Origin of the sequence: Paenibacillus sp. PK3_47 (assembly GCF_023520895.1) — a bacterium.
In the GTDB taxonomy this organism is placed as follows: domain Bacteria; phylum Bacillota; class Bacilli; order Paenibacillales; family Paenibacillaceae; genus Paenibacillus_AQ.
Map to the genome: position 1 here is coordinate 3033805 of NZ_CP026029.1, position 12851 is coordinate 3046655.

Consider the following 12851-nt stretch of genomic DNA (forward strand, 5'->3'; position numbering starts at 1 on the left):
AATATACAGTCATTATAAAGAGACCGTTGCGGTGGGCGCAACGGTCTTTTTGATATGTGCCTGCTACACAGGAACCTCCCGGGTGCTCTTCTCCATGGGGGAGCTGCAGAGCGGACAGGGCTTGGAGGACAGATGGTCCTCGGCCCCGCCGGCCTTCATCCGGGTCCAGCCCTTGCAGGCTGCGCTGGCGCAGTTCCAGACGGGAACAGTGTGGGTTCTTGTTCCGGAAGGCCTGCCCCCTGGCCGTACCGCCGCCGCCGGCCGGCTGCGGGGGCCCGACGCTGCGGAAGGAGCGGAGGCTGGTGCAGCTGAACGGAAAGCGGAGAGCATGAAGCGGGAGACTTCCGCCTTTTTGCCGCGGTGTCTTGCCGGGGAGCTGATGAACAGCTCCTCCCGGGCTCTTGTAACCGCTACGTAAGCCAGTCTGCGCTCCTCCTCCAGCGCCGCCATGGCAGCATTTGCCGCAGCCTTGTCGACTACTACGGCTCCGGACCTGGCCGGTTTCCGCTCCTTCAGCCGTTCGCTCTCCAGCGCAGAGCTGTGCGGAAGAATGCCTTCGGAGGCCCCGATCAGAAAGACTACGGGGAATTCCAGTCCCTTGGATTTATGGATGGTCATCAGGGCTACCCGGTTGCCCTGCTCCTTGAGACCGGGCTGGCGGCTCAGTTCGCTGCGCTCGGTAATATTATCGATGAACTCCAGAAAGACGGGAATGCTGCTGAACCGCTCCGCCGAAGCTTCAAGCTCGTCCAGCATTTCCTTCAGCGTCTCCCGGTGCAGGGTAGCCTGATGGCGCTCATTGGCTTCAATGAAATGATCATAAAATTTCGTGCGGATCTGGCGGATCGCCTGCAGCGGAGTTACACCGGCAAGTCCGCGGATCAGCTCCAGCCGTTCCCGCAGCTTCGCGCCCTTGAAATCCTCCATCCCCGGCAGCGAGAGCAGATGGATCAGCGGTCCCTGCTTCGGCTGGACTGCCTCCATCCGGCGGATGTGCTCCATCCCTTTCTCCCGGTTCATGTACAGCGTCGGCAGGATGTTCTCCATGGCGGCGAAATCACGCCGGTTCATCGACAGCCGCAGATGGTCCAGTACAGGTGAAATGAGCCAGTGCTCATACAGCAGCTGGCCTTCCCCGTAATCAACATAGGGAACATCCCGCAGCAGCAGGCGCTCCAGAATGGCCCGGTTGCTGCTGGATGCCCGGTACAGCAGGGCGAAGTCACGGTATTCCCTGTCTCCGCTGCTGACCTCGCTGATGATATGCTCAATAATCTGCTCGGCTTCCTCGTCTGCAGTCTGCGGGCGGAAATATCGGGGCTGGCGGCCGGTGCCCCTTGCCGCCTGCAGGGTCTTGGAGCGCCGCCGCGTGTTATGGCGGATAATCCCGTTGCCCAGACCGACAATCGCCGGTCCTGAACGGTAATTGATGTCCAGAGTGATCACCTTAGCATTCTTGTACAGCTTCTCGAACTCCAGAATGAACTCGCTGCGTGCCCCGTTAAAGGAGTAGATCGTCTGGTCATCATCGCCGACCACCATCAGATTCTGCTGCGGGTAGGCAATCATTTTGACGAGTTCATATTGCAGCGCATTCGTATCCTGGAACTCATCCACCATTACATATTGATATTTCTGCTGCAGCTCCTGCAGCAGGACAGGCTGCTGTTTAAGCATCCGGTAGGCGAACAGCAGCACATCATCAAAATCCATTTTGAAATGATCGGTTTTCCACTGCTCATAACGCAGCAGAATGGCCTTCATTTCCTGCTCGGCCGGCGTATTCTCCGGCAGTTCCTCCGGTTCACCCATATTCATTTTGCAGGAGGAGAGCAGGGCAAGCAGCGTCTCCGGGGGATAGGCGTCCTTCGGCAGGCCAAGCTCCCGCATAATCTGCTTCAGCAGAATGTGCTGGCGCCGGGTCTCAGAGAAGATATCCTGCTGCAGCCCCTGGCGGCGCAGGAAGTACAGGAAGAAGGAATGGAAGGTGCGGGCCTGCAGCCGGGCAGCATCGTCCTTGCTCACGCCCGGCAGCAGGGCGATCCGCTCGCGCATTTCCGCTGCTGCCTTGCTGGAGAAGGTCAGCAGCAGCAGCCGGCCTGGCGCAATGCCGCGCACAGACAGCAAATAACCGGTTCTGCAGATCAGCACCGAGGTTTTACCGGAGCCGGCTCCGGCCAGGGTCAGCAGCGGTCCCTGGAAATGCCGGACGGCGGCGATCTGCGGCTGGTTCAGCAGAATTCCGCCTTCCTCCAGCCTGCGGAAGTAAGCGGCATCGGCATCCTCCGGTTTTACCATTTCGCGGCTGGTCCGTGCCGACGCTACCGCGGCCTGGGGGATGCGTTCGCCGCTGGCGCCCAGCGGTATATTATGAAATAAAAGCTTGTTCATTGAATTCACCTTCGTTTATTAACATTGCAGTTATAAAGTTATAGTCAGGATTTTAGCCAATCTACACTATACCACTGTGTTTCCCTCTCTGTATAGAAACCCGGAGGCTGTTATTTTGAAAGAAATGCTGGAGAAATAAGCAAAATTTGCTGGAGGGTGAGATGAAAAATCAAATAACTGCAGAGCTCAGAATGTAGAGGGTGGGCGGGACTAAGGATGAGAGGGCTGGTGGAGTGAATGGGGACATGCGGAAACTCGATAATATGCAGGGCAGGCCGGGCCAAGGCTCCAGTGGCTGGAATCCATAGCAACTGATCGACACCCACGGCCGAGTTTACATACACTTGGTCTTTTGAGCGCCGCAGGGGCACAATGTATTAGAAACTCCGCATACACTTGGCCCTTTTGTGGCCCAACGGCACGGTATACACGGTATATAGGTTATTCCGTGCGCCCGGCGCTATTTTATCCTGCTAAGAATGTAATTGGCCTTACGCTCGAACCTGCGGGGATTCTCCTCTTTGATTTCCTCCAGCAGAAAGGCGAGGCTCCGTTGTACCTGCGGCGGCATGCCGCTGGCAATAGCGGCGTAGTCCTTGAGCCAGTGGTCTTCATTCAGTATTCTCTTGTTCAAAATAATGGCCCAGTTGCGGGCCGTTTCCAGCATATCCGGCAGCGACTCCAGCAGCTGGGTCAGATACATTTCCTGCTGGTAGCTCTCTACAAAATGCACGAGGCTGAACATAACCTCCTCCTGCTCGGTTTCGTCGTCGAACACTTTGAAAATCTGCCGGATGACGTCATCCTCCATATTACCGGCCAGACCCTCCAGTGCCTGATCAAACCGCTCGAATTCAAGCTCCGTACGCAGCAGCCGGTTCTCATACAGCTGGGCAATTCCGGGATACATGATCATTGAACCTTACCTTCCGGGTCCTGCTGCTTCTCCAGAAGATGCCGCAGTCCGGCGGCGACACCATGCTCTGCATTGCTCAGTGTAATGAAATCGGCGGTTTCCTTGAGAATCGGAGCGGCATTCTCCATCGCAATTTTATAACCGGCCATTTCAAACATCGGCAGATCGTTGTAGCTGTCGCCCATTACGGCCACCTGTTCCGGCGGGATGCCGAAATGGGCGGCAAGCATGCCGACAGCGGCGCCTTTATTAGCATCCTGATGGTTGACTTCAATATTGTTCACATGGGATGCGGTGATGATCAGGCCGGGAATGGCCGCAAACCGTGTCGAGGCTTCCTTCAGCAGCTCCCGGTTCAATGAAAAAGCCAGCGTTTTATAGATGACGTTCTCCTCTTTGCTCCAAATCTCTTCCATGCTCTCTACATAGGTAACAGCGGCCTGCTGAAACTGCTGGTCGATCATCGCCTTCAGCAGCCAGCTGACTTCTTCGGGTACCTCTTCATCGCTCAGCGAGGATAACTTCTCCAGCCTTACCCGCTTGTTAAGCTCTACATACACATTGTCTTCGGTATACACCTCGTAATACAAATCGGGTATTTCATTCATCCAGCGCAGTGCAGGAATGATGTCTTCTTTGTTCAGCGGCTTGCTCGCCGCGATAGTCCGGTCAGGCAGTGTCACTACCGCTCCGTTCAGGCTGACTACAGGGCATTCCAGGTCTGCCAGCCGCAGCTGCCGTTCAGCATCCATATATGAGCGTCCGGTGGCGATCATTACAATATGCCCCAGCTTCTGTGCCTGAACAATGGCTTCCCGGTTCTCGGGGCTAATATTGCCCTCCTCATTCAGCAGTGTTCCATCCATATCAAGTGCAATCAGCATGATGTTATACTCCTTTTTTTGCGTATTGTGGTAAAATGGTGCCCCTTCATGGGCCGTGAAATCGTTGCTTGTATCTTATCATTAATTATCTGAAAGTAAAAAATCCATTTTCAAGCAGATGTGATAAAAAGGCTGCAGCGGGGTAATAAAGGGGGCTTTCGAAAAATGATTTCACACGTGGTACAATGGGATTCAGACCAACAAGCGAACGGCCGGGTTATGCAGGCCGCGCCCTGCTGACCGGGACTGGGGTGTTTCGCCTGTCCGCAGAAAGTGCAGCTTGAGTTGTATGTAGGGGGGATAGCAATGAAATCCAGGAATTTAGCTACTATATCGCTTGCCTTTATGGCCTGCGGTTTTCTGATTACCCTGTTTTTACCGGAGAATCTGGCAGTCATTCTGCTGAGAGGAGGCTTCGAGGCGGGGCTTGTCGGCGGGATCGCCGACTGGTTTGCAGTTACCGCATTGTTCCGTCATCCGCTGGGCCTGAAGATACCGCATACTTCACTTCTGCTCAAGAACCGGGATAAGATTGTGCAGTCACTGATCTCGGCCATGGAGACTGAACTGCTGAACAAGCAGAGCATTGAGAACAAGCTGGGCAAAATCAAATTTGTCAGGCTCGGCAGCACAATGCTTACGAAGTTTCTGGCGAGAAGAAAGGTCAGAACTGAAATTTTGCAGCAGGCCCGTGCTGTAGTGCTCCGGCTTCCGGTAGAGAAGGCGGTGCCTTACCTCCAATCAGCCGCAGCGGATTACCTCCGCCAAGCTGAGCTTGGTACTGCGGCTGATACGATCCTTACCAGACTGATGAATGACGGCAAGGATGTTGCCGCACTGGATTACGCGCTTGAAGGGATTTCGGGCTGGAGCAGCCGTCCTGAAACGAAAGCCCTGCTTGGCAGGATCGCCAGTGAAAAGCTGGCGGAAGTGAAGCTCGGAGGACTCAAGGGCATGGCTTTTCAGGCTTTTGTCGGATTTGTGGATGCCGATATGCTGGGAGAAATGCTCCAGGGCATGCTGCAGTCCGGAATCCGTGATTTCCGTGAGGAGGACAGCCCGTACCGTGAGCAGGTCATCCGGGAAATCCGTGTTGCCCTGTTCCAGCTGGTGAACGATGAGTCTAAGATTGCACAGCTCAAGGAGTGGGCGCTCGGCGAGCTTCAGGGAGAAGCGGCAGGAGAGTTCGTGCAGCAGCAGCTGGAACTGCTCCGCGGCAAAGCCGTTACATTGCTGGATGAAGAAAGCGCTGCTGGGGGCCGCAGGCTGTTCTCGCTGTACGCCATGCTTGTTCGCCGCATCAGCAGGGAGCAGGAATGGATTCAGAGCTGGGAAGACCGGATCCGCGGCTCGCTCCTTTCCTTTGTCGAAGCCAATCACTACCGGATCGGAGTTCTGGTCAAAGAAAACCTTGATCAGATGGACGATGCAACCCTGGTGGACATGCTGGAGAGCAAGGTGGGCAAGGATCTGCAGTGGATTCGTGTCAACGGCGCAGTTTGCGGCTTTGTAGTAGGCCTTGTGCTTACGGTAGCCCAGCTGTTTTAAAGAACGGAAGATAAAGAGGCAGCATAACACCTCTGAAGGCAGGCTTGCCGACAGAGAATGTTATGCTGCCTTTTTCCATTGAATCTGTGGACCGCTGCGTAATGCTGACTACAGCAGATTTTTACCGTTACTGATGGTGAAGGCCTCCAGCACCGGGAGTACAAAGATTTTGCCGTCACCGAAGGAACCTTGTTCACCGGTCCGCGCGGTTCTCATGATAATGCTGATGACATCCTCCTTCTCATCATCATTGATTACGATCATCAGCATCTTTTTGGAGATTTGATTGTAGTGGTTGGTTCCCACCTGAATGCCCTTCTGTTTGCCGCGTCCCAGCAGATCCATCTTGCTGATCGAGGGAAAGCCCGCGAGCATCAATTCCGCCATAACTTCATCCGCCTTCTCGGGCCTGATGATTGCCTTAATCATTAACATCACAATGCACCCTTTCTACAGCCAAAAATGTGTTGTAGGGGTAGCCTTAATGGCGACGCTTACAATAACAATATAATATTGGCTGCCTGCCATATCCTGCGATAAGGGTCACAAATTCCATCTGACACTTTGTCGCATGGCAGAGAAGCCCTTACTGCTGACTCCCCTGCTTCTGCGGCAAAATGGAACGGTAACGTTCCTCCAGCTGCTGAGCGGTATGCTGCCACTCGAAGGTCCGCAGCGCGTCGCTGCGCCCCTGCATGCCAATCTTTGCCGCCAGCCCCTGATTGCGTGCAATCCGAAGTATCGTTCTGGCAAAAGGGGCTGCCTCACGGTAATGCTCAACCAGATAACCGTTTCGGCCCGACTCAATGATCTCGCGGATGCCTCCGTTACTTGAAGCAATGACCGGCAGCCCCGAGGCCATAGCCTCCACATTTACGAGACCAAAGGATTCATGTCTCTGGGAAGGGCAGACGAAGCAGTCGGCAGCCTGATACAGGCCGTGAATATCCTCATGGTTGATATTGCCTGTAAAAGTCGCGGATACGCCCAGTCTCCGGGCCATTAATTTCAGCCGCCGCACATATTTGGGCTTGCCGTGTCCGGCAATAATCAGATGGGCCGGCAGGCGCTTATTTAGAAGGGCTGTAGCCCGGATCAGCACTGGAACGCCTTTGCGCGGGATTAACCGGCCGACAAACAGTACGGTGAATACTGCAGGAAGCCCGTAGTGCCTGCGGAGCCGCTGCCGCTCTGCGGCTTCAAGAGGGGTGAAGCGGCTCAGGTCTGCGCCGAGCGGGACCACGCTGAGCTTCCTGCTGAGGCCGGGAAAACGGCGGCCAAGCTTATGCTGCAGCGAGCGGCTGTTGACGGCAATAATGTCAGCTCTGGCAAGACTGCGGGCAATTCTGGATTCCGCGGGCACGAATGTCAGCGAGTGAAGGAAGAGCAGCACAGGGGTCCGGGGATGCTGCCGTTTCACGGCTGCCATCAGCAGCGGACGGTTATCAATCTGGATGACATCGAAGGATTCCTTCTCCAGAAATGTAAGGACAGAAGCTTCATAACGGGCGGGGCTGCCTGAAGGCAAGCGGCAGATTCTCACCTGCTCCAGCTCGGCCGATTCAGGCAGTCCCGGTGATTTCCGGCTCAGAACAGTTACTTTGTGCCTGCGGGCCAGCTTCCTGGCAATCGCCCAGATGCAGATCTCCACCGAACCGTTGCCCGGTACCGGAAACTGCTCCGGCGCTATGATACAAATATGCATGGTGTAAGCCTCCTCAAGGCCAGCTGTCGGACATCACTCTACCTACCATATGCGGGCTGGCAGAAGGAAGATACAACGATAAGGGATTAAGCGGCAATTTGTCTGCCGGTACTTGATATCACTGCGGCAACCTTCTGCTCCAGTTCAATAATCCTCTGCTTGCAGGCGTTCATTTCACGGTATCCGGACAGGAGTGAGGACAGGGATGATGCAGTCAGAGAAGTATTTTGCTTGCGGATCGCTGTCTTGAACTCGCTGAAGTCTGCAGATATCCTTTTGTTAAGCGAAACGGCGACACTTTTCTGGGATTTGATAGAAGCCTGCGGGCTTTCAATACCGGAGAGTATTTTACGGGCGGCGGTCATTTTTTGGGTACGCGCATTCTTGGCGGCTTTCAATTGCGCTTCCTTATCACGGATATCCTGGCGGGCCAGCTGGACAAGAATCTTCATGGCATCTGCCTGGCTCTTCAGCACGGAGTTCAAGGTTTTGTCCTTCAGCCCCTTGAGCAGCGTGATCCGGCGGTTAAGTGCTGTGTATTGATCAAATAAGGGCTGATAACGCTGTTTGGTACTGTTTAGAGAAGCGGTCAGCTGGGTAACAGTAGACTGGTCAATCTCCTTTATTTTTTCTTTTACAACAAGTAATGCCTGTGTATTACTGTCATGAAGCCTGCGGATCTGTGCTTCGTGGTTGTCATAGAGTGTAGCTAGTGCGGAGAGATCACTGTACTGGCCCTTCAGCCGGGTTCTTGCGGAAGTATCGGCTGTAGCGGCAGTCAGTTCAAAAGAGGCCTGAATGGAAGGGGTAAGCACTATACCCGAGGCTGCAGCCGGACCGGCTGCAGCCAGCATTGCAAGCAGGAAGGCCAGCAGTGCCAGGGAAACTGTCTTAAGCTTGTTCATCTAATATCCTCCTTCAGAATTGTAACTCTGCAGACAACAAAAAACACCCGCAGCAAAGGCAATTAAGCCTTCATTACGGGTGCTTCCATCGTAACAGGTCACGTATTAAAAATATTAATCCACACTATAAAGCAATTGTAAATAAACGTCAATAATTACAATTTTATTTTTTTGATTTTTAACCTTGCTTCTCATTTCTTCCGCACTGCTCTTATCGTATACTGAGGTTAACAAGACAACATAGAGTCAGCACAAGAGCGGCTCATAAAAAGAAAGGAGCCTTGTTTGATGGATAACTTGGCAGGTAACGGAGGTATTCTTGATCAGGCATTCATGTTATCTCCTGTGGGAATGGCCATACTGGCCTTTGAACAGGAGAAATGGATAAAGGTCAATGCCGCTTTTTGTACAATTCTCGGCTGCAATGAATCCGAGTTTCTTGCCGGTGCTCTGTTAGGCGGTGAGAAGGCTCCGCAACAGGAGTTTGACGGGCTTTCTTTTAGAGAAATAATTAAAGGGCTTTCGCTTTCATCAGGCACACCGCAGACCCGGGAGCAGCGGTTCATCAACCCTGCAGGCCGTCCCGTATGGCTGTCTCTAACGTTTGCATGGCTTGAGGAGGGCAAGGCTACTTCACATATTATTGTATATGCACAGGACATTACCGACCGGAAAATCGCGGACCAGCTGACTGTAGACAGCCGCGATCTGTACGATTTGTTTATAAAAAATGACCAAAGCATGATCTCCTTCACCCAGCCTGACGGAACATTAAGCTTTATTTCCCCCTCTTCTTTGACACTGCTCGGCTACGAGCCGGAAGAGATAATTGGCAGGAACAGGCTGGAGTTCTATCATCCTGACGACACCCCTGAAATGGTGAAACCGGATGGTCTCTTTAAGAATGATATATATACCCGCCGTCTCCGCCATAAGGAAGGGCACTATTTATGGTTCGAAACCTCCTATCATGTCATCCGTGATACGGATAATGAAGTGACGCGCATTATGGGAATAGGCCGTAATGTGACCAGCCGCAAGCAGAGCGAAGAGGCCCTGGCCATGGCCCAGAGGATTGCCCGTATCGGCTCCTGGGTCTGGGACTTATCGAAGGACAAGCTTTCGTTTTCGGAAGAACTGCGCCGTATACTGCAGTATAGTGTTGATACGTCTGAAGTGGATTACGAGACATTTAAAAAGCTGGTTCATCCGGAAGACATCGGGGACATGTATGAGAAAGTACAGAAGGCTCTGACCAAGGGCGAATCGGGAGAATCTATCTATAGGCTGATACTTCCGGATGCCACTATAATTGCGGTGAATATCCAGTGGGACGTGGTCCTGGGGCCTTCCGGCGAGCCGGTTCAGCTGATCGGCATGATGCAGGATATCACCGAACGGCAGCAGATGGAACAGCAGCTGATCGAGAATGAGCGGAACTACCGGCTGATGTCGGAACATTCGCTTGACCTCATCTCACGTCATACCATTCAGGACAGCATCTTTGTGTACTGTTCTCCGGCCAGCCGTTTTCTGCTCGGATATGAGCCGGAGGAGATGCTCGGCACCAGCGCCTATGATTATTTGCATCCGGATGATGTGAAGAGAGTGGAAGAGCTGATGGTACAGAGTGAGAAAGACCGCTTCATCCCGGTCATTTCCTACCGTTACCGCCGCAAGGATGGAAGTTATGTCTGGTTTGAGACGAAGAGCCGGTATATTTTTGATGAGCAGGGAGAGATTGTGGAGATTATTGCTGTGGGCCGCGATATTTCGGAGCGCAAGCAGTTTGAGACGAGGCTGCAGGAGAGCGAGCAGCGGTATAAATCACTATTCGAGTACAACCCTTCGGCGGTATATTCCATGAACCTGCAGGGCGATTATTTGACGGCAAATGCCAATTTGGAGAAACTGACGGGTTACTCTCTGGAAGAACTAATAGGGATGTACTACGGGCCGATCGTACATGAGAAGGACCGTGATAGAACACAATATCATTTCACGCTGGCCAGCCAGGGCATGCCTCAGAGCTATGATCTGACGCTTATTCATAAAGACGGCCATCTTGTGGAGATCAATACAATCAATATTCCAATTATTGTGGACGATAAAGTGGTGGGGGTCTACGGTATTTCACGTGATATTACCGAGCGTATCCGGTATACGGAGCAGATTGAGAAGCTGAGCAATGATTACACGCTGATTCTGAATGCGGTCTCCGAAGGCATATTCGGCCTTGATACAGAGGGGAGAATAACCTTCATTAATCCGGCGGGCGCCCAAATGCTTGGCTTTGATTACGTTAACGTTATGGGCCATCCTTATCTGGACCGTATCCAGCAGACGGCACTGGACGGTGTCTATTACTCCTCACAGGAATCGCCGCTGATGCGTGCAGTGCGGGCCGGAGAGTCCTATCAGAGCAATGATGCTGTGCTGTGGCGTAAGGATGGTTCGAGCTTTCTGGCTAATTGTCAGGTTACACCGCTGTTTGACAAAGGTGAGCGCATTGGAGCGGTTGTAGTATTCCGTGATATTACTGATGAGAAGGAGATTATCCGGGCCAAGGAATCTGCTGAAAAAGCCGATCAGGCCAAGTCAGAGTTTCTGGCAATTATGAGCCATGAGCTGCGGACGCCGATGAACGGTATTATGGGGATGACGGATCTTCTGCTGGAGACCGAACTTGATGAGGAGCAGCTCGGATATGCAGAAATTATCAGCCAGAGCAGTGCTTCCCTGCTGCATATTCTGAATGAGATTCTGGATTTCAGCAAAATTGAAGCCGGCAAAATGACCCTCATGCATGAGCCGGTTAACATAGACTGGGTTGTAGAAAGTGTCAAAGAGCTGTTCCACCCCCAGGCTAATGAGAAGAACATTGAATTGTTCTCGGAGATCACCCCGGATGTTCCTGAACTGATTATCAGTGATGCGGCAAGATTGCGTCAGATCCTGGTTAATCTGGTCGGCAATGCGGTTAAATTCACCGATCAGGGAAGGGTGTCCATCCGGGTTGAGACTGAGTTTTGCTCCAATCATAATAAGCTGACACTGAAGTTTAATGTGCGGGATACGGGAATCGGCATTGCTTCCGAGAAACAGTCCCAATTGTTCCAGTCCTTCTCCCAGCTGCATCCGTCCATTAACCGGAAGTATGGCGGTACCGGGCTGGGATTGTCCATCTGCAAGCGGCTGGTTGAGCTTATGGGCGGTGCAATTGCTATGGACAGTATAGAGGGAGAAGGCTCCAACTTTTACTTTACCCTCCCTCTGGATATCGACTATGACCTGGATGAAGAATTGAAAAATACAGCCGGGACCGGTGCAAGACAGGGCAGTAGAGGAACAGGGGCAGCCGACAGAAATCCCTACACTGCCGAGAAGAGCGGGGAAGGCAATCTGCTGCTTCCGGAAGGCAGCTCCATGCCTGAACCGAAATACGGCCCGCTGCAGATTCTCGTTGCAGAAGATCATCCGGTCAACCAGAAACTGATTCTGACCCTTCTGCAGAAGAGGGGATATTCTGCGGATCTGGCGGAGAACGGGCAGCAGGCGCTTGATGCAGCATTGCGGAAGCCGTATGATCTGGTGTTTATGGATGTACAGATGCCTATAATGAGCGGATTAACCGCAGCAGCCAGGATAGTGGATCAGACCCGGGAAGCTGACAGGCCGTTTATTGTTGCTGTAACTGCATATACGCGGCTTGAGGACCGGGAACGCTGCAGGGCGGTAGGCATGGAGGATTTCATCAGCAAGCCGATTATCAGCTCCGAGATTGACCGGATCCTGCAGCAGATGCAGCAGAAAATATCGATATGATGCGAACAAAAACACAGCATAAGCTGAATGCCGTACCCTATACGCAGTGGGATCCGGGGGTCGAATCACCCGGATCTGCATGCGGACCGGCCACGATGGCTGCACTGATGGAGTACTGGTCCACCCGCAAGGGCCGGACCTTTATTCCCGGTGCGGGGCATTTTGAATCCAAAGCAGCGCATATCAATTACATATACAGCCATCATGGGGGAAGACCATGGGGAATGAGCGTGCGCGGCTTCAGTAAAGGGATTAAAGCTTATATCAGCTCTGCTGCTGCAGGCGGTCATTCTAACGGGAGGAGAATAACTACAGCTGTTTTTAATGATCTGGAGCGGTATAAGCAGGAGATTCATGCAGACCGGCCGGTTGCGCTCAAATTCGATAAATGGACGGCACTCCGCTGGCGGGGGCGGTATGCATACGATTACCACTGGGTGCTGGGCATCGGTTATGAGGATAATGATGACGGGCAAGAGGCGCAGCTTATTATTCATGACAACGGTGTGCGTTACCAAGGCGGCGGTTTTTCACCCGGCAGGGAGCGGAGAATCCCGTATGACAGAAACAAAGACATTATTTCTATGGTGGCTTTGAACATTGGGGAAGATGACAGATAAAGTCTGAAAATTTCAACTCTGGTAAAAAAGCAAACAGTCGCCAAAAAAAGTTTAATA

9 protein-coding genes are annotated in these 12851 nt (G+C 52.8%); 3 read left to right on the plus strand and 6 right to left on the minus strand.

The window, feature by feature from the left end:
* Positions 1–63: 63 nt before the first annotated feature.
* The 3 genes from C2I18_RS13480 to C2I18_RS13490 form a co-directional block, all read right to left on the minus strand.
* Positions 64–2391, minus strand: coding sequence for a UvrD-helicase domain-containing protein (locus C2I18_RS13480; protein WP_249901652.1), 2328 nt, complete (start codon positions 2389–2391; stop codon positions 64–66).
* Positions 2392–2851: 460 nt separating this feature from the next.
* A complete protein-coding gene (locus C2I18_RS13485; protein WP_249901653.1) occupies positions 2852–3307 on the minus strand; it encodes an Imm30 family immunity protein in 456 nt (151 codons plus the stop codon).
* The gene (locus C2I18_RS13490) at positions 3304–4191 is read right to left on the minus strand and encodes a Cof-type HAD-IIB family hydrolase (protein WP_249901654.1); all 888 of its coding nucleotides are present in this window, start codon (positions 4189–4191) and stop codon (positions 3304–3306) included. Before C2I18_RS13490 ends, C2I18_RS13485 begins: the two co-directional genes overlap by 4 nt.
* Positions 4192–4497: 306 nt before the next feature.
* Here C2I18_RS13490 and C2I18_RS13495 point away from each other — a divergent pair, with 306 nt between their 5' ends.
* On the plus strand, positions 4498–5739 hold the full coding sequence (locus tag C2I18_RS13495) for a DUF445 domain-containing protein (protein ID WP_249901655.1): 1242 nt from the start codon (positions 4498–4500) through the stop codon (positions 5737–5739).
* Positions 5740–5847: 108 nt separating this feature from the next.
* On the opposite strand, the gene C2I18_RS13500 is transcribed toward C2I18_RS13495, so the two are convergent.
* From C2I18_RS13500 to C2I18_RS13510, 3 genes are all read right to left on the minus strand, one after another.
* Positions 5848–6174 carry a P-II family nitrogen regulator gene (locus tag C2I18_RS13500; RefSeq protein WP_249901656.1) on the minus strand — a complete coding sequence of 109 codons (327 nt, stop codon included), beginning with the start codon at positions 6172–6174 and terminating at the stop codon, positions 5848–5850.
* Positions 6175–6325: 151 nt separating this feature from the next.
* Entirely contained in the window at positions 6326–7444 is a 1119-nt protein-coding gene (locus C2I18_RS13505; RefSeq protein ID WP_249901657.1) for a glycosyltransferase family 4 protein, read from the minus strand.
* An 86-nt stretch (positions 7445–7530) separates the two neighbouring features.
* Positions 7531–8349: a hypothetical protein gene (locus C2I18_RS13510; RefSeq protein WP_249901658.1), complete on the minus strand. Its 819-nt coding sequence runs from the start codon at positions 8347–8349 to the stop codon at positions 7531–7533.
* 288 nt (positions 8350–8637) lie between these two features.
* On the opposite strand from C2I18_RS13510, the gene C2I18_RS13515 reads away from it, so the two are divergent.
* Entirely contained in the window at positions 8638–12174 is a 3537-nt protein-coding gene (locus tag C2I18_RS13515; RefSeq protein ID WP_249901659.1) for a PAS domain-containing hybrid sensor histidine kinase/response regulator, read from the plus strand.
* Positions 12171–12794 (plus strand): C39 family peptidase, encoded by a 624-nt coding sequence (locus C2I18_RS13520; protein ID WP_249901660.1) that lies wholly within the window; start codon positions 12171–12173, stop codon positions 12792–12794. The genes C2I18_RS13515 and C2I18_RS13520 overlap by 4 nt, the downstream gene beginning before the upstream one ends.
* Positions 12795–12851: the final 57 nt, after the last annotated feature.

What these genes read in the sequence shown, in the direction of transcription:
- C2I18_RS13480 (WP_249901652.1), bottom strand. Translation starts at nt 2,391, where the DNA reads ATGAACAAGCTTTTATTTCATAATATACCGCTGGGCGCCAGCGGCGAA.
- C2I18_RS13485 (WP_249901653.1), bottom strand. Translation starts at nt 3,307, where the DNA reads ATGATCATGTATCCCGGAATTGCCCAGCTGTATGAGAACCGGCTGCTG.
- C2I18_RS13490 (WP_249901654.1), bottom strand. Translation starts at nt 4,191, where the DNA reads ATGCTGATTGCACTTGATATGGATGGAACACTGCTGAATGAGGAGGGC.
- C2I18_RS13495 (WP_249901655.1), top strand. Translation starts at nt 4,498, where the DNA reads ATGAAATCCAGGAATTTAGCTACTATATCGCTTGCCTTTATGGCCTGC.
- C2I18_RS13500 (WP_249901656.1), bottom strand. Translation starts at nt 6,174, where the DNA reads ATGTTAATGATTAAGGCAATCATCAGGCCCGAGAAGGCGGATGAAGTT.
- C2I18_RS13505 (WP_249901657.1), bottom strand. Translation starts at nt 7,444, where the DNA reads ATGCATATTTGTATCATAGCGCCGGAGCAGTTTCCGGTACCGGGCAAC.
- C2I18_RS13510 (WP_249901658.1), bottom strand. Translation starts at nt 8,349, where the DNA reads ATGAACAAGCTTAAGACAGTTTCCCTGGCACTGCTGGCCTTCCTGCTT.
- C2I18_RS13515 (WP_249901659.1), top strand. Translation starts at nt 8,638, where the DNA reads ATGGATAACTTGGCAGGTAACGGAGGTATTCTTGATCAGGCATTCATG.
- C2I18_RS13520 (WP_249901660.1), top strand. Translation starts at nt 12,171, where the DNA reads ATGATGCGAACAAAAACACAGCATAAGCTGAATGCCGTACCCTATACG.